The sequence below is a fragment of the Micromonospora sp. Mcm103 genome, from assembly GCF_024519755.1.
Classification (GTDB): Bacteria; Actinomycetota; Actinomycetes; order Mycobacteriales; family Micromonosporaceae; genus Micromonospora; species Micromonospora aurantiaca.
The window spans coordinates 1-20,049 of sequence record NZ_JALJRJ010000036.1 but is presented as its reverse complement, the minus strand read 5'-3'; the positions used below and the strand labels follow the sequence as shown (position 1 = coordinate 20,049).

16 protein-coding genes, 1 tRNA gene and 1 pseudogene are annotated in these 20,049 nt (G+C 71.1%); 10 read left to right on the top strand and 8 right to left on the bottom strand.

What is annotated here, in order from left to right; genetic code table 11:
- From OC439_RS29205 to OC439_RS29195, 3 genes are all read right to left on the bottom strand, one after another.
- Positions 1-996 (bottom strand): AAA family ATPase, encoded by a 996-nt coding sequence (locus OC439_RS29205; protein WP_018787909.1) that lies wholly within the window; start codon positions 994-996, stop codon positions 1-3.
- Between the two features lie 24 nt (positions 997-1,020).
- The gene (locus OC439_RS29200; RefSeq protein ID WP_262016238.1) at positions 1,021-3,588 is read right to left on the bottom strand and encodes a fibronectin type III domain-containing protein; all 2,568 of its coding nucleotides are present in this window, start codon (positions 3,586-3,588) and stop codon (positions 1,021-1,023) included.
- A 206-nt stretch (positions 3,589-3,794) separates the two neighbouring features.
- On the bottom strand, positions 3,795-4,565 hold the full coding sequence (locus tag OC439_RS29195) for a fibronectin type III domain-containing protein (RefSeq protein WP_262016237.1): 771 nt from the start codon (positions 4,563-4,565) through the stop codon (positions 3,795-3,797).
- Positions 4,566-5,034: 469 nt separating this feature from the next.
- On the opposite strand from OC439_RS29195, the gene OC439_RS29190 reads away from it, so the two are divergent.
- On the top strand, positions 5,035-6,342 hold the full coding sequence (locus OC439_RS29190) for a hypothetical protein (protein ID WP_262016227.1): 1,308 nt from the start codon (positions 5,035-5,037) through the stop codon (positions 6,340-6,342).
- A 548-nt stretch (positions 6,343-6,890) separates the two neighbouring features.
- Here OC439_RS29190 and OC439_RS29185 read toward each other — a convergent pair.
- Positions 6,891-7,484, bottom strand: a pseudogene (locus tag OC439_RS29185) (tetratricopeptide repeat protein); the annotation flags it as partial.
- A 200-nt stretch (positions 7,485-7,684) separates the two neighbouring features.
- On the opposite strand from OC439_RS29185, the gene OC439_RS29180 reads away from it, so the two are divergent.
- The 3 genes from OC439_RS29180 (at position 7,685) to OC439_RS29170 (ending at position 9,380) form a co-directional block, all read left to right on the top strand.
- Positions 7,685-7,771: transfer RNA gene (locus tag OC439_RS29180), tRNA-Leu, on the top strand.
- 254 nt (positions 7,772-8,025) lie between these two features.
- Positions 8,026-8,364 carry an AbrB/MazE/SpoVT family DNA-binding domain-containing protein gene (locus tag OC439_RS29175; protein WP_262016226.1) on the top strand — a complete coding sequence of 113 codons (339 nt, stop codon included), beginning with the start codon at positions 8,026-8,028 and terminating at the stop codon, positions 8,362-8,364.
- Positions 8,361-9,380 (top strand): tyrosine-type recombinase/integrase, encoded by a 1,020-nt coding sequence (locus tag OC439_RS29170; RefSeq protein ID WP_262016225.1) that lies wholly within the window; start codon positions 8,361-8,363, stop codon positions 9,378-9,380. The genes OC439_RS29175 and OC439_RS29170 overlap by 4 nt, the downstream gene beginning before the upstream one ends.
- A 232-nt stretch (positions 9,381-9,612) precedes the next feature.
- Here OC439_RS29170 and OC439_RS29165 read toward each other — a convergent pair whose 3' ends face one another.
- Positions 9,613-10,035, bottom strand: a complete 423-nt coding sequence (locus OC439_RS29165) for a hypothetical protein (protein ID WP_262016224.1) — start codon at positions 10,033-10,035, stop codon at positions 9,613-9,615.
- A gap of 34 nt (positions 10,036-10,069) precedes the next feature.
- On the opposite strand from OC439_RS29165, the gene OC439_RS29160 reads away from it, so the two are divergent.
- The gene (locus OC439_RS29160; protein ID WP_410054973.1) at positions 10,070-10,720 is read left to right on the top strand and encodes a DNA-binding response regulator; all 651 of its coding nucleotides are present in this window, start codon (positions 10,070-10,072) and stop codon (positions 10,718-10,720) included.
- Here the strand turns inward: OC439_RS29160 and OC439_RS29155 are convergent.
- Positions 10,703-13,291, bottom strand: coding sequence for an AAA family ATPase (locus OC439_RS29155; RefSeq protein ID WP_262016222.1), 2,589 nt, complete (start codon positions 13,289-13,291; stop codon positions 10,703-10,705). The genes OC439_RS29160 and OC439_RS29155 overlap by 18 nt on opposite strands.
- Before the next feature lie 198 nt (positions 13,292-13,489).
- Here OC439_RS29155 and OC439_RS29150 point away from each other — a divergent pair, with 198 nt between their 5' ends.
- Positions 13,490-13,960 carry a hypothetical protein gene (locus OC439_RS29150; protein ID WP_262016221.1) on the top strand — a complete coding sequence of 157 codons (471 nt, stop codon included), beginning with the start codon at positions 13,490-13,492 and terminating at the stop codon, positions 13,958-13,960.
- Between the two features lie 360 nt (positions 13,961-14,320).
- Here OC439_RS29150 and OC439_RS29145 read toward each other — a convergent pair whose 3' ends face one another.
- Positions 14,321-14,527: a hypothetical protein gene (locus OC439_RS29145; protein ID WP_029536984.1), complete on the bottom strand. Its 207-nt coding sequence runs from the start codon at positions 14,525-14,527 to the stop codon at positions 14,321-14,323.
- A 931-nt stretch (positions 14,528-15,458) separates the two neighbouring features.
- On the opposite strand from OC439_RS29145, the gene OC439_RS29140 reads away from it, so the two are divergent.
- Genes OC439_RS29140 through OC439_RS29125 form a run of 4 tightly spaced genes read left to right on the top strand, consistent with a single transcriptional unit; the run spans position 15,459 to position 18,976 of the window.
- A complete protein-coding gene (locus OC439_RS29140; RefSeq protein WP_262016220.1) occupies positions 15,459-15,875 on the top strand; it encodes a hypothetical protein in 417 nt (138 codons plus the stop codon).
- Positions 15,872-17,311 carry a relaxase gene (locus OC439_RS29135; protein WP_262016219.1) on the top strand — a complete coding sequence of 480 codons (1,440 nt, stop codon included), beginning with the start codon at positions 15,872-15,874 and terminating at the stop codon, positions 17,309-17,311. Before OC439_RS29140 ends, OC439_RS29135 begins: the two co-directional genes overlap by 4 nt.
- Complete coding sequence (locus OC439_RS29130) at positions 17,301-18,470, top strand: hypothetical protein (protein WP_262016218.1); 1,170 nt, start codon at positions 17,301-17,303, stop codon at positions 18,468-18,470. The genes OC439_RS29135 and OC439_RS29130 overlap by 11 nt, the downstream gene beginning before the upstream one ends.
- Positions 18,467-18,976, top strand: a complete 510-nt coding sequence (locus OC439_RS29125) for a DUF4913 domain-containing protein (RefSeq protein WP_262016217.1) — start codon at positions 18,467-18,469, stop codon at positions 18,974-18,976. Before OC439_RS29130 ends, OC439_RS29125 begins: the two co-directional genes overlap by 4 nt.
- 503 nt (positions 18,977-19,479) lie before the next feature.
- Here OC439_RS29125 and OC439_RS29120 read toward each other — a convergent pair.
- Positions 19,480-20,049: tetratricopeptide repeat protein (locus OC439_RS29120; RefSeq protein WP_262016216.1), on the bottom strand; the 570-nt coding region annotated here is incomplete at its 5' end.

Genomic DNA, 20,049 nt, shown 5'->3' with positions numbered 1-20,049 from the left:
TCAGCCGTGCACCGCTGTGGCCTGGCCCGACGGCAGCGGCACCGGCACCGACGCGACCGCCTGACGCAGCACCTCGGCGGGCGTGACACCGCGTACCTGCGCATCAGGGGTGAGCAGCAGCCGGTGCGCGAAGACCGGCTCGACGAGCGCCTTCAGGTCCTCCGGCATGATCCAGCCCCGGCCGTCGATCAGCGCGTACGCGCACGCCGCCCGGGTCAGCGCGATGACCCCGCGAGGGCTCACCCCGACCCGCACCTGCGGGTGGGTACGTGTCGCCGCGGCGAGCCGCACCGCGTACGCGTAGAGCGGCTCGGCGATGTGCACCCGCCGGGCCATCTTCACCATCTCGCCCACCGTGGCGGTGTCGGTGACCGCGGTCAGCGAGTCGGGGGAGCGGACCGTGGCGCCGCGCAGCACCTCGACCTCGACCGCCTCGTCCGGGTAGCCGACCGACAGCTTCACCAGGAACCGGTCGAGCTGGGCCTCGGGCAGCCGGTACGTGCCGTCCATCTCCACCGGGTTCTGCGTGGCCACCACCAGGAACGGCTGCGGCACCGGATGCCGTACGCCGTCCACCGTGACCGTCCGCTCCTCCATCACCTCCAACAGCGCCGACTGGGTCTTCGGCGACGCCCGGTTGATCTCGTCGGCGATCACGATGTTGGCGAACACCGGCCCCGGGTGGAACTCGAAGCCCCGGCTGGCCTGGTTGAAGATGGTCACCCCCGACACGTCGGAGGGGAGCAGGTCCGGCGTGAACTGGATGCGCCGCCACTGCCCCTTCACAGTCGCCGCGATCGCCCGCGCCAGCGTGGTCTTGCCGACGCCCGGTACGTCCTCCAGCAGCACGTGCCCCTGCGCGAACAAGGCGGTCAGCGCCAGCCGCACCACCTGCGGCTTACCCAGCACGACCGCGTTGACGTTGTCGGCCAGCCGGGCGGCCAGGGCGGCGAAGCCCTGCACCTCCGGCTGGCTCAGCGGTTCGTGCGTGTTCACGGATGCGCCTCTCGGACGGTGCGGTCAGCAGCCAGGCAGGACGCCGAGGTCGTCGCCGCCCTCCAGGTTGAGCCAGGCCCACGGGATGTACGTCTTGCCCTTGTAGTCCACCTGGACCCACCAGGTGCTCTGCTTGTTGTTGTTGTAGATCCAGGCGTTGACGTCCTCGCCCTTCACCTTGCAGTACGTGCGCAGCCGGTGGCCGTCCGGCACCCAGCCCGCCTGCCGGTTGTTGTCCTGCCGCGGCACCTCGAAGATCTCGTTGCCGTTGCGCTCGCCGGGGATCTCCCGGTCGCAATACGTCCGCTGGTCGCCGTCGGGGCCGTTCTTGCAGGTGGCGACGCCGTACACCGGGTCGGTGGTCTGCGCGCGCGAAGCGGTCCCCTTACCGGCGGCGTTGCTCGCGGTCAGCGTCACCGTGTACGCGGTACCCGGCGTCAGCCCGGTCACCCGCAGGCTGGAACAGCTGCCGCTCGCCGTCTTCCCGCCGGTCGCCGCCGTGCAGGAGGCGCGCCCACCACCCGCGTCCACAGTGAACGTCACGGTCACCGACGTGGCGTCCGCCGACGAGCCGGTCACCGTGATCCGGGGCTCGGCCACCGTTCGCGCGGTGGTGCTCGCCTCCGGTCCCGGCCCGGCCTCGTTCACGGCCTTGACCTTCACCGTCACGTTCTGTTCGTTGCCCAGGCCGCCCACGGTGGCCTGCACGTCGGTCACCTCGACCGACTTTCCGGCCGCCTCCACCACGTACTTCGTCACCGGCCGGCCGTTGTCCCCCGCTGGGGACCACTGCACCGCGATCGTGCCCGGCTGGTCGGCGACTGTGGACGCGCGCAGCTCGGTCGGCGCCTTCGGCACGGTGAACGGCACCACCGTGTTGCTCACCGGCGACGCCTTCGACCCGGCGCCCTTCTCGCTCACCGCGGTCACCGTGAACGCGTACTGGGTGCCGTACTCCAGCTGCCCGGCCGGCACCACCAGCTCCGTCTTCGCCGACTCACCGGCCGGGGCGGTCGCACCCGCCGAGGTCGCCGTCACCGCGTACCTCGCGATCGTGTTGCCCTGGCCGTCGGCCTCGGGCCAGCTCACCCGCACGGTGCCGTCCGGCCGCGCCTCGGCGGTCACCGACGCCGGCGGGTCCGGCACCTCGGCGGTCGGCACCACCGGGTTGCTGCGCCGCGCCGGCCCCTCACCCTTGGCGTTCACCGCGTGCACCGAGAACGTGTACGTCTCACCGTTGGTCAGACCGGTGATCTCCAGCGCACGCTGGTTCGCGCCGACCTGATGGGTCTGACCGGCGCCCTCCACCACGTACCGGGTGATCTCGGCGCCGTTGGACGCGGCGGCCTGCCAGCTCACCCGCGCCGACGCGTCACCCGCGGCGGCCGTGACCGACTTCGGCGCACCCGGCTTGGACACCTTCGGCTTCTTCGGCGGGGGCGGCGGCGGGGCCACCGGCGGCGGGTCGCCGCCCAGCACGTCGTTGGCGTACTTGTCGACCTCACGCACCTGGTTGCGGTCGTCGACCACCTGCGCGGTGGACGAGTCCGGCGGGTTGATGAACAGGTGGTTCTCGCGCACCTCCAGCTCGACCGGGCCGGGCCGGCCGGAACCCTTGACGGTCTGCACGAGCTGACCCTCGGCGTCGAAGGCGTACACCGTGCCGGTGGTCTCGTCGGCGCAGTAGAACCGGCCCGCCCACGCCACCGCCGGGCTCAACCGGACACCGGCGCCGGGCACCGTGAACCGCTTCACCTCGCGGCTGTCCCGCACCACGTGCACCGACCGGTCACCGGGGACCGTGACCGGCACCTGCGGCCCGCTGGTCCGCGTCGGCAGGTTCCCCGGCGCGCTCATGCTCAGCTCCGCCCGCTGCGTCTGCCCGCCGACCACAGTCACCAGCGACGCCGAGGTCCGGTCCAGCACCGCGACGCCCTCGTCCAGCGTGGACACCACCAGCTCGTGCGCCGGCTCGGCCACGTCGTACGTCTCGACCCGCTTCGGGCTCAGCCCCGCGGACGGCGCGTCACCCGGCGTCTCCGGCAGCTCGGCGGCGGTCACCGCCGAGACGGTGCCCTCGCTCGGCACCGCGACCCACAGCTTGCCGGCGCCGTCGAACGTGCCACCGGTGATGCCCGGCGGGTAGCGCACCGGCTCGCCCACCGGCGTCAGCGCCCGCGGGTCCAGCTGCCGGACGATGCCCTGCACCGCGTCCACCACGAACGCCGCGTCCTCGTGCAGCGCCACGCTCACCCCGAACCCCGGCGCGGTCGGCGTCGTCGCGGTGATCTGCAACGTCGCCAGGTCCAGCGAGCTGACCTGCCCGGTGTTGAGGTCACGCAGGATCAGCAGCCGGTCGGTCTGCGCCACCTGCATCTGGTGCCGCCGCCCACCCGGCACCTCCATCCGGGTGTCCACCCGCGCGGTGACGCCGTTGACCCGGGCCAGCTCGCTGCGGGTGGTGCTCCACAACCAGGAGGACGCGTCGAAGCTCGCCACCGCGTTGTCGGCCGCGCCCAGCCCGAGCACCGTCAGGCCCATCGCGGCCAGCAGCGCGGCCACCGTGCCGATGGTGACCAGCCCGCCGCGCATCCGCGACCGTGGACGAGCCTGCTCCGGCCCGGTGCCCGTGACGTCCTCGATGGTGGTCACTGCCGGCTGCCTCCCCGTGTCGGTGGGGGAGAGACGCCGAGCACGGCCGACCCTCCCCAGAGCCGGGAGCCATCATAGGTGCCGCCCGAAGCCGGTGAAACCCGCACCGTCCTCCTGTGGACACCGAGCGTGTCGTCCGTGGACACTCAGTTCGGCGTGCCGCCGCCCTCCCGGTCCGTGCAGACCTGACCCGACGTGGCGTACGAGTCGGTCGAGTAGACAGCCAGCACCGTGAAGCAGTAGTCCAGCTTCGCGCTCAGCCCGTTCACCGTGTAGCGGGTCTGCCCGGCGTCCACGGTCGCCATCACCCCGAGCTTCTGCCCGGCCCGGCCACCCGCCACCACGAACGGCACCCCGCCGTTCGTCGGATCGGTCCAGGTCACCGTGACGGTGGTGGTGTCGTCGCGCAGCTTCAGGTCCCCCGGCGGCGGCCCGGCCACCTTCGGCGACGCGGCGCCGGAAGCGGGCACCGGGGCAGGCGGAGGCGCCGCCTCCCGGTTCAGCAACACCGCGCCGACACCGACCGCCGTGACCACCGCGAGCACCGCACCCCCGACCACAAGGGCCAGCACCGTCCGGTTACGGCCCGGCCGCTCCGGCTCCATCGGGTACGCGTCCTGCGGCTGGACCGGCGGCGGCTGGTGGAACATCGGCGGGGTCGCCGGCCAGGCGCTCTGCTCCGGCTGGGCCGGCGGCTCCGGTCGCGTGGACTCGGGGAAGTCGAGCAGGTCCTCGTAGATCGTCATCTGCCGGTTCGGCTCCGGCGCCTCCGCGTCCGGTTCGCCTGCCGGGTCGGCGGGTGCCGGCTCGTCCACTCCCGGTTCGGGATCGGTGGGCCGGTCGACCGGCTGGGACGGGGCGGCGCTGCTCCACGGCGGCGCGACCATGCCCCACGGCGGTACGGAGGAACCGCTCACGGGCGCGGCGCTGACCGGTGCCGCGGGTGGTCCGCTGACCGGCGGCGGATAGCCGGGCCCGGGTGGCGCGCTGACCGGCGGGCCCGGAGGCCCGCTGACGGGTGGCGCGGGTGGTGCGCCGGCCAGCGACGGGTAGCCGGGCGCGGGTGGCCCGCTGATCGGCGGCGGATAGGCGGGTGCGGGTCCGCTGGCCGGTGGCGGGTAGCCCACGGCCGGTGCGGCGCTGACCGGCGCGGCGGACGGGCCGCTTACTGGTGGCGGGTAACCGCTTACCGGAACCCCGCTTACAGGGAAGCCGGCCGGTCCGCTGACCGGGTGTGCGGGCGGCGCGCTGACCGGCGACGTCGAGGGTGACCCGACGGGCGGCGCGCTGACCGGCGCAGTGCTGGCGGGCGGTGCGCTGACCTGGGACGCGGCGGGCGGCGGTGGCGCGTCTGTTGCCGGGGCACCGGCGGTGGGAGCGCCCAGGGTGCTCGGCGCACCCGACGATGGCGCGCTCAGCTGCATCACGCTCGCGGCAGCGTCACCGTCACCCGTAGCCGGCGGGCTCATCAGCGGCGCACTCACCACAGGCGTCCCGGACGAGGCGGCCTGGGCCGGGCCGGCGGGCGATGCGCTGATCGGCGGTGAGTCCTCGGACCGTCCGCTGACCGGAGGGCTGCTGACCGGTCGTGCACCGGCCGGGGTCTCGCTGGCGGCGCCGGTCGCCGCGGGCCTGGCCGGGGCTCCGGGAGCCGCCGCCGCGGCGTTGCGCGCCGCCTCCTCTTCCAGCAGCGGACCGATCTGCTGCACCTGGATCGTCGGCTTGTCCCAGCCCGGTCCACCGGGAACAGGAGGTGTCGTACCCCGGCCGGAAGCGTTCGTGCCGGTGCCGGCCGTCAGCTCCGCGGCAGGCTGTGGGGGAGCGGTTGCCTCGGCCGTCGGAGTCGCCCGGGGCCCGGGCGCCGGTCGGGGCGAAACAGGTGCGGAGGGCGGCGTCGGTGCGGTGGCAGCAGCCGGCGCCGATTCGGCCACCGGCTGGGAGGCGGGCGCCGGTGGCGCCGCCGAGGCCGGAGGGGTGAGCGGTGGCGGAGCGGACGGGGACGACACCGGCGGGACAACCGGAACGACTGGTGGTGGAGGAAGGTCGCTGACTGCCGGAGCCGGCACGCGCGGCGCGGGCGGCAGGACGGTCGGAGGCGGCGGCAGGAGTCCCGCCGAAGGCGTCCGTGACGGTGGCGGGGTGATCGCGGCGGGCGGCGCCTCGGTGACCGTCGGGGCGGGCGGCGGAATGACCGGCGGGGGTGAAAGTGGAGACGTGCCGGCGGTTCCCGGCATCCGCGGCGGCGGCAGCGGGGGCATGCCGGCAGTTCCGGGCATCTGTGACTGCGGTTGCGGCGTACCGGCCGTGCCCGGCTGCGGGCGCGACAGCGGCGTACCGGCGGCGCCAGGCGTCGGCGGCACTGCAGGCGTAGGAGTGGCGCTCGGCGCCGGCGCCGACACGGGCGCGATGTGCTTGCCGGTAGGCGAGGACGTCGGGCCGGGAACGGAAGGCGCTGTCGGCTGTCCGGGCACCGACGTTCCGACCGCCGGAATCCTCGTCGGCGTTCCGACCGTCGGTGCTGTGGTCGGCGCTCCGGAAGCCGTCGCGGGTGTTCCCGGCGTCGGGCCGGACGTCGACGTACCGGCGGTGGCCGGGTGCGAAGGCGTGCCGGGGGTGAGGGGCGGCACCGGGGTCACACCGGGAGCGGCTGCCGGTCGGCCGTACGTCGCGGGCGACGCTTGGGGGACACGCTGAGCCGGGGGAACCGGGATGACGCCCTGGGCCGGAGGCACCGGGAGGACACCGGGAACCTGCGCCGCTGTTCCGGCAACCGGTGCCCTCGCCGGGGCGGTGGGTTCGACCGGCACTACCGGGAAGCGGGTCGTCGCCTCATCCGTGATGGGCGCGAACCGCGTCGTCGCCTCCTCGGTGATGGGCGCGAACCGGGTCGTCGCCTCCGAGACAGGCGGCGAGGGCGGCGCCCACCGACTCGCGGGTCCGTTCGGCCCGGCTGCGGGAGGCTGCTGCGGCGGGGCAGGCGCCACCGGGGGCGGCGGAGCGACCCGCGGGTTCGGCGCGGACTGAGCCGGCTGCGGGGCGTGGGGCGCTTGCGGTGCCGGGCCCGGGCGGGGAGCCCACTGTGAATCGGGTACCGGCGGACTCGCGGCGGGTACACCCGGGACGACGGGCCGAGGCGGTGCGGGCGGGTGCGGGGGTGTGACCGCTCGCAGCGAGACGGTGGGCTCGGACACTCCGTGACCGGGGTACCCGGAGGAGACGGGACCGGGTTGGCCGGGCCGGACCGGACCGGGGCTTGCGGGCGGGCCCTGGTTCGGATGCCGGGGCAGGGACTGATCGGGGTGCCCGGGACGGCCCGGAGTGGGGTAGCCGGGCAGGGGCGGAGCGGGGTGCGGTCCGGCAGCGGCGGCGGAGCCGCCGGGGGAGGGGCCATAGCCTGCGGGAGCGGCGGCGGAGCCGCCGAGGTACTGACGGGCTGCGCGTACCGCGGGGTGGTCCGGACCGAGCACGGCGGACCCGGCGGTCGCCACGCGGCTGTAGTTGCGGCGGGCCTCGTGCCGGTTGCCCAGCTCCTCGGACACCCCGGCGAGGTCGAAGCTGAGCGCGAGCATCAGCGGATCGGCCTCGCCGCGGCGGCGCTCGCCGGCCGCGTAGGCCTCTTCGAGTACGCGCCGGGCGGAGGCCGGGTCGTCGGCCTCCCGGTGCAGCCGGGCCAGCAGGTGACCAGTGGCCAGGACGTCCTGGTGGTCCTCGCCGTACGCCGGGCGGGCCGCGACGATCGCGTCGGCGAGCAGGCGGCGGGCGCTTGTCAGGTCACCCGCGGCGCGCAGCGCGAGAGCCTGGTGTTGAGTGGCGATCAACGGGGAGGGGTGGGACACGTGAGCAATGCTGCCCGGAATCGCCTGTTGCGCGCTACCCACCCGATCGTGGTGGCCGTTGACCTGCGCAAACGTGCCGCGATAGAGCTGATGTGCATGATCGTTCTGGGCCGTGTACAGTAATGCCCCGTGCGGCCCGCCAGGCCGACCGATGCGGTGCGTAGCTCACATTGGTCGACCGGGTAGGCTGGTACGTGCAGGTCCGGGTGGCGGAATGGCAGACGCGCTAGCTTGAGGTGCTAGTGCCCGTATAGGGCGTGGGGGTTCAAGTCCCCCCTCGGACACCAAATTGCAGCATCCATGCTGTGTTTCACGTACTGGTGGTCAAGCACGTTTGACCACGCAAATCTCAGCGCAGCGACGCCCTCGACCGAGCCTGTCTCGATCGGAGGCGGTTGTCGTGGCTGATCGGTCTGTGGCTCCCGTCATCCCGCCCGTGCTGCTGGCTGACCGTGAGCAGGGATCCCGTCGTCCGCGTGGTGGAGCTCCTCGCCGTCCGCCGTTGCCTCTTCCGGTTCTGCCGACGCCCCGCGCCGGCACGATGGTGTACGGCCTGGCTGCCATCGACAACAGCGGCAGGATCGCCGACCGGGCGATCATCCGGGTCCTCGGATGGGGGCCGGGCACGCGGCTGCATATCCGCGAGGCCTCCGGCGTCATCGTCGTCCGGCTGGACCGGCAGGGCGTCTTCACCGTCACCGGACAAGGCCATCTCCATCTGCCGGCGGCCGTCCGGCACTGGTGCGGTCTGACCGCCGGCGACCGGGTGTTCCTGGCCGCCAGCCCTGCTGACGGGCTGCTCGTGGTGCACCCGCCCGCCGCACTGGACACGATGGTCGTCGCGGCACACGCCGAGGCGTTGGGCGGTGGTCAGGCATGAGCGACAACGCCGTAGGGCGGGCGGAGCTGGATGCCGCGCGGCTGCTGCTGGCGCGGATGGGGATCTCCCCGGCCGACCTTGTCGAAGCGGCATCGGACCGCCCACCCGCGCCGACGTTCGCCGAGTACGTTCCGGTGGTAGCGGCGGCGGTCAGCGACGGTACTCGGCGCGCGTACGGCTCGTACTGGAAACGGATCCTGGAGCAGTGGGGACAGCGGCGGCTCGACGAGCCGACACCGTCGGAGATCGAGCAGCTCGCCGAGTACACCAAGACGCACGTGGTGGCCCGGCGCAACGCGCGGGGCGGGCGCAGCGCGGCGGAGCATCTGATCGCCTCGCTGCGGTGCCTGTACAAGCGGGCGGTCGCCGACGGGTACGTCAGCGCGGCGGACAATCCGGCTCTCAAGGTGGCCAAGCCGCGACGCCTGCCCAGCACGCGGCGGGCCGTGGCGGACAACAGGTTGGCGGAGATCAACGCCGTCGCCGCCAGCACGGGCGACGATCCGGCGCTGGACAGTCTGCTGCTGCGGCTGCATACCGAGACGGCGTGCCGCCGGGGTGGTGCGCTTGCATTGCGGTCGGTCGACCTGGACCCGGACCAGTGCCTCATCCTGCTGCGGGAGAAGGGCGACACGGTGCGGTGGCAACCGGTGTCACCGACGCTGATGAGGCATCTGCAGCAGCATGCCGAGGAGCGCCAGTCGGTGGGAACGGGGCAGTTGCTGCGTTACCGCAACGGTCAACCAATCACCTATCGGCGCTACGACCACCTTTGGGTGCGCATCGGTGAGCACCTGCCGTGGGTGTACGTGCAGCAGATCAGCACGCACTGGTTGCGGCACACGACGTTGACGTGGGTCGAGCGGAACTTCGGCTACGCCGTGGCGCGTGCGTACGCCGGTCACACCGACAGCGGCAGCGACGCCGGTGCCACCAGCACTTACGTCCGAGCGAGTCTCCAGGAGGTCGCGGCTGCTCTGGCGGCCCTGGCCAACGAGTCTCATCCTCTCGCCTGAGCTGGAACTATCGCGGGGTGGGCCTGGTCGTTACGTCCAGGCCCACTCGCGGGGCCTATTTGCAACGAGGCCGTTGCCAACGCGGGGCCACGTAGCGTCGGCATCCGGATCTGCCGAGGAGAGTGCGTCTGTTGTCCCATGCAAGAGCTGCCCGGACGCGCTGCGTGTGGAGGTTCCTGATCGATTTGCTGCGTCGCGGGGACGGCCACGAGCCTCATCGGTGGGATCGGTCTCAAATGTTGGTGCCCGGCCGCCGAGCGACCGGAGGGCGGGCCAGACGTGGCTGCCTCGCGGGCCGTTCCCACTTCAGGACGTAGTAGATCATCGCGCGAGTGATATCGCGCCGGTTCGGATCCTCGCGGATCCACTCGTAAATCTGCCGCGGCCCCCAGCTGGGCTCATCGATCGCGATTCTCTTGATGTAGTTGTATTTTGCATCGGTCAGGTCGGCTGGCCGTTCGGCAGGGGCCAAGTCGCCGTCGCTGATGACGTTGTGCAGCGGCTCGCTGGTGTCGTCGTCATGGACCATGCGGACCTCCGGTGGGGTCAACCACGTGACCACGCTAAAGACGAGCGCCGATGCCGGTCCATGCCAGGCTGCGGCAGGATGGTGACGTGAATGCGGCATGATCCTGCCCGGGGCGCGGCGGTCCATCTACTCCTCGGCGGTAGATGCTTAGCTCTTGCCGGTGGTGGTCCATGTCGCGGTCGTCGATCCCCTTCCGATGTTCCGGCGAGGCGTCGCGACCGTGCTGTCTCCTGCCGGTCACCGGGTCGAGACGCCGGAGGACGTCCTGGCGTGGGCGCGTTCCCGCCAGCCTGCGGTCGTCCTGGTCACGCTGTCGTCCCAGCAGAGCTGGGATCTGCTCGGTGCGCTGCACGACGCCGGGTCCGCCCACGTCGTGGCGCTGCTGGAGGAGCAGTTGGCGGAGCAGACGCCCAGCATGGCTGGTGTTCGGGCAGTGCGGGCCGGCGCCACGTCCGTACTGTACCGAGGCTCCGAGGGGGAGGCGGTGTTGCGGGCCGTGGAGGCGACCGCCGACGGTCTGGCCGTGCTGCCTGCCGAGGTTCTCGCCGCGCTGGCCAGTGCGAGTTTGCCGAGCGGCGGTTGGCCGCACCGGCCTGCGGAGGAACGGCTGTCGTGGTTACGCCAACTCGCGGCCGGTACGACTGTGCCTGAGCTGGCCGGTCGCGTCGGCTATTCGGAGCGTGCGATGTTCCGGATGCTGCGGTCGCTGTACCGGGACATGGGCGTGCAGACGAGGATGCAAGCGGTCCTGAGGGCACAGGAGCTCGGATGGCTTCCGCCCGCGGCCAATCGGTTATCCCGCCGGCCGTGACCCGGTGTCGGCCAGCACGTCGAGCACCGGCCGCAGCCCACCGGGCCGCTGGGCGTAACCATCGAGCCGGCTCACCAGCATCTGCATCCGTTCGCGGAGGTAAGGTGCGGCCGCCTTGGTCGCATCGTTGGCTACCGTGAACTCGTGGTGGGCGGGGCGGAGTGACTCGCTCGTGCTCAGGCGTTGGCCACAGATCGCGAACCCCAACATGTGGCGCGCGCCGAAGTCGCGCCCGTCCCGATCGATCCGCTTGCGTGCCTGCCCGGCGAGGTCGTCGAAGAGACGCCCGGCGGCGACAGCATCCGACTCCTGGGTCGTGAGCGCCCGCAGCGCGAGCACGATGAGGGCCTGCCCGTCCCGCCGGTACCGGTCCGCCTTCTCGATGTGTTGCCTGGCCGTCCCGACCTCGTCCCGTGTCAGATACGCCATGGCTAGGGTGGTGCGGGCCTGCAGGATGGTCACCGGATCGTGCACTCGCACCGCCTGCTCGACCGCGTCGTTCGCCATCTCGATCGCCTTACCGAGCCTGCCTTGCGCGAGCAGGAGGTCGGCGCGAGCATCCCGGCAGGCAACCAACCGCCAATCGTCCGCACGAGATGCCGCCGCCTGTTCGGCGTCCTCGATGTACTTTTCGGCCCGGTCGGGGTCCTTCATCTCGGTATGCCAGCGGGCGAGCCGCAACAGGATACGGACCATCCGCGCGTAGCCGTCGCCTCCGGCGCCAGTAGTGTCGGCGAAATCAGGGCGCGCCGCGATAGCGAGAACCCCCTCCGCGCGGCCCAAGGCTTGGTCGTACTCTCCCCAGCGCCGGTGACAGTCGGCCAGCCCTTCGAGTGCACCCATCAGCACCACCAAAGCGCCCTGTGCCTGCGCTTCCGACCGCGCCTGTTCGTAGTAGTTGTAGGCAGACTCGGCGTCGCCGTTCTGCCAGTACATCGCACCAAGGTTGGCGCGGATCTTGGTACGAATCTCGGGAGTACCGGTCTTGTTTGCCCGGTCCAGCGCACGGCCGTACGCCTGGCTGGCCGCGTCGAAGTCTCCACGCCGTCCGTGTAGGTCGCCCAGCTCGTTGTCGTTGGCCATCTCCAGGGCCGGATCGCCGAGCTTGCCGCAAACTTCCACGCGCTGGTCGAACAGCAGGAAGCCGCAGTTCCACTCGTTCAGGATGTCGGCAGTCAGCTCGATTACGTCGTAGGCCACCGGATACCACCCACTCCTGAGCAGTACACGCATCTGAGCGAAGTGGATGTGTAGATCATCGATGTCGCGTGGCTCTGCCACGCGCCGCCGCCCCAGCACGTCTGCCGCGCGTCGCAGCAGGACACGCCGCTCCCCGACGTCTCTGGGCAGCAACGAGTCGACGTCAGTCACCTCCAGTTGGTACAGCCCGACTTGTGTCGCGGTGACGAACTCACTCTCCGCCAGTACCTCCAGAATGCCCTCGACCTCATCCCGGGTGGCCTTGCCAGCCAGCGCCGCGGTCACCCCGGCGGCATCGATTGGTGTCGCGAAGGCGGCGAGTGCCTCGATGACGCGGCGGCGGGGCGCGGGCAGGTGCTGGCAGAGGAAGTCGGCGAGGCGCCGCGGCGTGTCCGCCGGCTCCATCTGCGCGACGCTCGCAAGGAGGGTAGCTACCCGAACGGCGGGCTCGGAATGCGTGACGATCGCCTGTATCAGCTGGGCACAGCGCGGATTGCCGTGCAGCTTCCGGTACAGCATCGTCAGGTCCGCCGGGGGTAGGTCCGTCAGCCCGAGCCGGCCCCCCTTGTTCAGGGCGTGCAGGAAGCTCGCGAAGTCCGGCTTCGGTAGGCGCCCCAGCGCGATCGGTGGATCCACCGTGGACCACGTGCCACGGGCGCGAGCCTCCAGCGGATCCCGGCTGAGCAACACGACAGCCACTCGGTGCCGATGGTCTGTGGCGAACGCTTCCAGCGCCTCGTCAAGCTGAAAGTCGACGTGCCTGCGATCGCCCGGGACGACGAGGTGCTGGGCGGAGTCGACGACGATGACGATGTGCCTCAGCTCCGTTCCCTCCAACGCCGCTTCAAGGCGGCCAAGCAGTGATTCCCCCGGCCGGAGCACCGCGGGCCTGCCGTGCCGGCCCTCAAGATTCGCGATCAAGTTGCGCACGTCCAGCCGGCCGTATGGCACCGCTTCATGCTTGTACACCCGAACGGTCTTGTCGGCACCCATCACCTCGTCGAGCACCGCGTCGACCAGTCTGGTCTTACCGATGCCGGGCGGGCCGGTGACGGCAACGACGCCCCACGGGCCTTCGGTCAGCCGGTCGCGTAGGCGCTCGTACTCGCTGTCGCGGTCCAGCAATGAAGGATCTCGCCGCAGCTGAGGTGCCGGCGCGGCCTGGCCGACCTCCTTCCGCATCGAACGCAGCGTGATCACCAGGGACGCGCCGCCGAAGACGGCGCCGAGGGTGCCGGAGACGGCGCCGACGACCCAACCGGTAGCCTCGATCCACGGCCAGGCGCCCTTCTCCGGGTCACCGAACGCCCGCCACCAGCCGAACCGCGTCCCGAGGGCGACGAACAGTGCCAACGCAGCGACGGTGAACACCGCGTACAACGGTCGACGCGACCTGCGAGCCATCCCGTAATGATGCCGCTACATGCCGTACCGAGAAAGGGGCCTGACGCCACCAGCCGCGTGACCGGCTCAGGGTAGTGCCTTACGGTCGATGCACTCTCATGCCGCCGTCCGTGTGCGGACCAACGCTGCGCGCGTGCGTTGGCCGGGCGTCGCTACGCTGCAGTCATGCCATCCGAGCCCGAGCATCTTGTTCAACTCGAAGACGAAGCCACCCTGGCTGAGATTGCGGCCATCGAGGCGATCCTCGCCGACGCGGGCATGGAGGCCCCTGTCAGAGCAGGCATGATCCGCCACTCTGCCGGAGACCTGCCCTGGCACCTGCTCTGGGTGACAGCCTTGGCGTACTTCGTCAAGCCGTTCGCCGAAGGAGCTATGACCCGGGTCGGCGAGCGCACCGCCGATGCTGGCTGGGAGAAACTCGCCGATATCGCAAAGCGGATGCGTGCCGCCCGGACCGGCGCGAACGGGCGATTTGAGATCGAGGACGCCCCATCGAAGGCTCAGTTCCACATTACCGCTGACCTGCCAGACGAGGCGTTTAAGGCCCTCACCGAGATTGACCTCAGCATCCCCGGAAACGCAGGCAACGTGTTCGTCTGGGACCACGAGGCTGGCCATTGGCGACCGGTCTTGTAATCACACCGGAACAACCGCGAAAGCCGCTCTACGTACCGTGCGGACAGCGCACTCTTCTGCCGCTCTCGGCGCGCGAGCGGCGAGCATGACACGACCGCGCGTACGCTGCCGTGGTGCGGATCGACTTGGTTGCCCTGGTTGCCGCGAGTCACGCGCTACCCGACGGTCACCGCCCGTTTGGAGGCCGACGCAGGCTCCTGCCGAGTCGAGTCTGCTGTTGCAACAGCGTCGGTACTAACGGTGCCCTCATCGTCACGCGATTGGCTCGCCCTCACCGTCCTGCAACGAACCTGCGGCAGCGCCTGGACGCGGGTAGCGGCCACAGCTACCGAACACGGCCGTGACCAGGAGGTCCGAAGATCAGCCGCTTCGACGGTTGCCATACTGGCGAGGACTCTGCACCGTGCCGGAACGGCCGTGGACGCGGCTCGCGGTACCCCCGATGTGGTTTGCGGTGGCCTTGCCCTTGGACCGGCGCGCCGCCCGGTTCTCGAAGGGCTGCGGCTGCTCCTCGGTTCCCGCTTCGGCGTCAGCGGTGGGATCGGCGTCGCTGGTGGCGTCGGCCATCGGTGTCTCCTCGTGCTGTTCAGGACTGGGCTATTTTGCTGCGGATCTGGAAGCGTGGCCGCCGCGATACGCAGACGGTAGCGGGCAGGCCAACCTGAGTCGGGACCGACTGCCCGGGTAAACCATCCAGTCACGCCGGAGCCTCGCCAGGGTGATCCAACTACGACACCATCCGAGCACCCGGATTTAGCCGCTGTCCAGGCGCAGCATAGTCGCCTCCGTAACGCGCGGCGGCAGGGTCGTTCCCGGTTTCGGCCAGTCACTACCAAGCCATGCCTACTGTGGTGGCGAGCGGCGTGCGGGATGGGCGACCTCGATAGGCGGCTTGTTGGGCGCAGACGACGTACACCCCGGACACCCAGACCTCGGAACCTCAGTGCCCGTACGAGCTGGCGCTACTCGGCGTCTCCACTGCTTGGAGCAAGATATGGCCATTGCTTATCGATTCGCGACCGGGCGCGGTCGCAGATCGGCAATGGAGGCGAGTCCGCCCCTGCGGCGCCGGTCCCGTATGGGCGTTCGATTGAGGACGGCCAGGTAGGTACGGACGATCGGGATCAGTCTCCGGCCCACGCCCAGCCGTAGCTAGACGAGCGGCGCCGGCGTGGAGGCCGCAGGATAGCCCCCTGCTACCGCGCCGCTTCCGCTCCTCGCCGCTGCGCGACTGCGGTGCGGGTCGGCTTGCTCTCGAATGACTACCGCAGCGCTCGCCGGCGACCGCAACGACGCCAGCAGGTCGGGTAGGCGCCAGCTTGGCCTTCCCAGACCAGGACGGAGGCCGTCCAAGCTGGTCTATATCCGAGGGTCGTCGGTGGGTACGCGGCGGGACCCACTCAGGCATACGTGGCTCAGACTTCCTACGCCGCCAAGCGGGCGCTGGTAGCCCTGGACGCTCACTTGCCGGCAGCACCCAGGGCACACAGTGGCGGCGATGGACAACGATCAGCCCGCCCCACCCCGGAAGGCCCGGCACCGTGCCCACCATCGACCGGCCCGCCCGCACGCGATGCTGCTCCGACTATCGGACGAGGAAAAGGCTGCGATCGACGCGGCAGCCGCAGTCGCGGACCTGACCCCCACCGGATACGCGGCCAAGGCGGCCGTCGCCGCCGCGAACGCCGGCCAGGCTGCCAGCGACGCGATCGGTGACCTGCGAGGCCTGCAGCATGAGCTGTTCGCTGCCCGCCGCGCCGTGGTGATGTTCGGTAACAACGTCAACCAGGCCGCCGCGGCCGTCAACGCCACCGGCCAGCTCCCGGACTGGACCACCGACGCCGTCCGGCTCTGTGTCGCAGCGGTGGCCCGGCTCGACGAGGTGATCTCCATGATCCACCGGAGACTGCGGTGATCACGCGCGTGCACCGACGTGGCTCGCGGGTCGGCGGACTGCTGCGCTATCTCTGGGGCCCGGGCAAGGCGGAGGAGCACACCAACCCCCACCTTGTGGCAGTCTGGGACGGTGCGGGTCCGCTGACGAACCTGGAGCCCAAGGCCACCGTCGGCGGCAAGCGGGACTTCCGGGCGCTGACTGCGTTGCTGGAGCAACCGGTCCGGGCGGGCTACCGGCCGCCGAACAAGTTCGTCTGGCACGCCAGCATGCGGCTGGCTCCCGAGGACCGGCACCGCACCATCAGCGACTCTACGTGGGCGGGCATGGCGGTGCAGATGCTCACCGAGGTCGGAATCGCCACTACCGCGACTGATCCCGGCCTGCGGTGGATCGCCATGCGGCACGCCGATGACCACGTGCACATCGTCGCCACGCTGGTGCGTGAGGACGGGCGAACCAACTGGATGCGCAACGACTACCCGCGCTGCGTCAAGGCCACCTACAACGTCGCTCGCCGCTACAACCTGCACCGCCAGGTCCCGCCGGCGGACCGGACCGCCCACCGCCGTCCCCACCCGGTCGAGGTCAGCAAGGCCCGCCGCACCGGCCGCGCCCAGACACCCCGCGACGAGCTGCGCCGGCGCGTACGCAGAGCCGTGGCCGCAGCCGGCTCGGAGGAGGAGTTCTTCACACGGCTCCGAGAGGCAGGAGTGCTGGTCCGACTCCGACGCAGCAGCACCGACGCCCAGCAGATCACCGGATACGCGGTCGCGCTTCCCGGCGCCCGGACCGCCGGCGGACAACCGGTGTACTTCGGCGGCGGCCGGCTGGCGCCCGACATGACCCTGCCCAAGCTGCGGCTGCGCTGGGGCACCCTCGGGCCGCAGCCGACGGCACCATCGGTCGGCCGCAGCGAACGTGTCGAGGCAATGCGCCAGGCCGCCAAGGTCGCCACCGCGGCCGCCGACGACATCCGCGACGCCGCCCGTACCGAACCGGGCCGGGTGCAGGCCACCGCGGTCGCCGCGGCAGATCTGCTCACCAGCCTGGCGTACGCGATGGAGGGTGACCGGCGCGGGCCGCTGCACCGGGCCGCCGAGGTCTTCGACCGGGCGGCCCGCGACCTGTACGGGCGGGTCCCTCGGCCCACCGGCCGCGGCCAGGAGACGCGCGCCATGTCGCGGCTGGTAGCGCTGATGGGCCGCATCTCCGGCGACGACGACGCCATCGCCGCGCTCGCGCTGGTGATGGACCTGGCCCGCCTCGCCGACACCCTCGAGCAGCTCCGCAAGGCACAGAAGCGCCTCCACCAGGCCGAGGCGGCGCGAGCCGCGGCCGAGGCGCTGCGGCTGGTAGCGGGTGGGCGGCAACCGGCGGTAACGCCGCCGCTCACTGCCACGCCCACCTCCGAACCGACAGTGGGAGGCGGCCGACGCGCTGGACGTGGCCGTTGAGCAGGCAAGGGAGGTGCATGTGCCGCACCCGCAGCAACACGAGGACCCGATGGCCGAGACCCGCCAGCAGTTCCTGCAAGGGCTGGCCACGATGGCAACCGTCGGCGAGGCCGGCGCCCGCTGGGCTGCCGTCGGCATCCAGAACAAAGCCGCCGACCGCGAACGCCAGGCCCGGCGCGACCAGGCCGCCGCGGCAGCCCGCCGCGAAGCCGATCGACTGGTCGCCAAGGTACGCGCGGACCGCGAACGGATGGCAGCGGCGCTCGACGGCGACTGGCTGCTCAACAAGGCCACCTTCGCCGACACCGCCGCCGTCTGGCGCACCGCGACGATCCATGCCGGCACCGACCCGGTCGCCCGGCGGGCAGCAGAGTTCGCCGAGCAACGACTGCGGCAGTTCCGACCGGACCTGATGGCCGCCTACGAACGCCGCCGGCACGCCGGCACCGCTATCCCCGAGGCCATGCGCGCCGCCGCCCGAGAAGTGTGGGAGAACGACGCCCGCGCCAACCACCGCCAGCACGGCGCTCGCGCCCATGGCAGTAGAACTGGCCGGCGGGGGATTACCGCTGAGGGTCCCGCTGCTCTGCCGCCGGGCGGCCGTGGGCAGGTCGACGAGTTCGACGCGGCTGTCCGGAAGGAGGCGATGACGCTGGCAGAACACGTACGGCCCGAAGCCCTCGACGAGCTACAGCGCCAGTCGCGGGCCGTCGGCAAACTCCCCGCCGGCGAACCCGTGCAGCTCCTCCGCGACCTCGCGGCAGAGATGAGCCAGGCCATCAGGACCGGCTACGCCGACGGACGGCCTGTCGAAGGCATCCGCCTCGCGCACAGTCACGTGGAGGAGGCCCTGGCCCGCGACCTGCACGGCAGAGCTGCCGTTGAACGCGGTGAAGGAGTCCGCGATGGCGGGACGCTGGACGATCCCCGTACCTTGGGCGACGAGCACGCGATCGGGCAGACGGCGAGCGTGGTACACGACGACAACGCCGACCACACCGCGGCCAACGCCGCAGTCCACCACGCTGAGGTCCTCGCGGCGCCCGCGTGGACGCAGGCCTTCCCCAAGCTTCGCGTCGCCCAGGTCGAAGCGGTGGTCGCCACCAAGCAGCCCGCGGTGACCACCACCGCAGTGCAGATGCGGGGCAGAGCGCGATGACCGCCACCACGTCCCCGCATGCCCCCAACGAGACCGCAAGCCGATTCGATGAGCTTGCCGCTGAGGTGGCGAGACTGACGAGGCAGGTAGCCGTCCTCCAGCAGACCCATGCCGAACGTGGCCACGGTGGCGGTGGAGACGATCAGCCGCCGCTGTACTCGACGGTCGAGGAGTGGGTGAACACGTACCTGCTACGAACCTTCCCGCGGCCGGTAGGCGAGGTCGGCGTGTCCCGATGGCACTGGTGCGAGCAGTGGTGGCGGCACGACGAAGCCGTCACCCGACTGACCGCCCTCTGGTACGGCTGGGAGCACGCCCGGCTGCAGATGACCGGCATGCTGCCCTGGCTGCGAGAGCTCGACCAGCAGATGCCCATCCTCTACGGCGACGACGGGCCGTTCCGCAACTGCGCTGTGAGCGGGGACCTGGGAGTGGCGCGACATCACTCATCACCGGAGGTGCCGGCCGAACCTGCGCCCGAGAACTGGTGGAGCTGGTGGGAATAATGTCGGCGATGGCTACACGCATGCCCCGTACAGGATGACGTTCGCTGCGTGCTGCGGGGGAAGTGGTCCGGTGACAGGCTGCGGTCATGTTCGAGGAGTGCATGAAGACTGCGGAGATTGCTTCTGAGCTGCGAGTTTCGGAGAAGTCGGTGCGGGAGTGGCGGCGCCGGTCGGTAGCCGGGGGCGGCGGCTCTAGTGGCAGCGGGGCCTGGCGGTGCGGACTGCAAGCTCGATGGTGAGCAGCGCGAACAGTTGGCTGTTGTGCTGGACGAAGGCCTGATTGCTCAGGGCTGGGGCTGATGCTCGTTGGACCCTGGCTCGGGTCGCCGAGATGATCGAGCATGAGGTGGTTGCCGTCGGTGTTGCGGGCGAGGGTGATGTCGCGTCGCGGTCGAGTGCCGAGCATGATGGTGGGGTGCGAGATCGGGCCGGGGCCCGACGCCTGCGGAAGTTGGCGCGGGCGTCTGGCCTGGTGTTCGGCCTCAGCTGGGTGGATGAAGTGGTCAGGTCGCTTTCGGGGCTCTTGCTCGTTCTTGGCGTACTTGTTCGAGGGCGGCGGTGTCGGATGCGAGATCCGGGTGGCCGACTTGGCGGTCGAGATCGACGACGCGTTCGAGTTCGCCGATCGCCTGGTCGAGGTTTCCCTCCGCTCGGTGGATCATAGCGACGTTGTACCGGGTGACGGCTTCGCCGGCGCGGTCGCCGACGTCGCGTTGGATGGGTAGGGCTTGCTGGAAGTAGGTCAAGGCCTGCTGCCGGTCTCCGAGTCCGTTGTACACGCTGCCGATGTTGTTGAGGGTGGCGGCTTCGCCGGCGCGGTCGCCGACGTCGCGTTGGATGGGTAGGGCTTGTTGGTAGTAGGTCAGGGCCTGCTGCCGGTCTCCGAGCGCGTTGTGCACGCTGCCGATGTTGGTGAGGGTGGCGGCTTCGCCGGCGCGGTCGCCGACCTCCCGCTGCATGCGCAGGGCTTGCTGGTAGTAGGTCAGGGCCTGCTGCCGGTTCCCGAGCTCGTTGTACACGCTGCCGATGTTGTTGAGGGTGGCGGCTTCGCCGGCGCGGTTGCCGACGTCGCG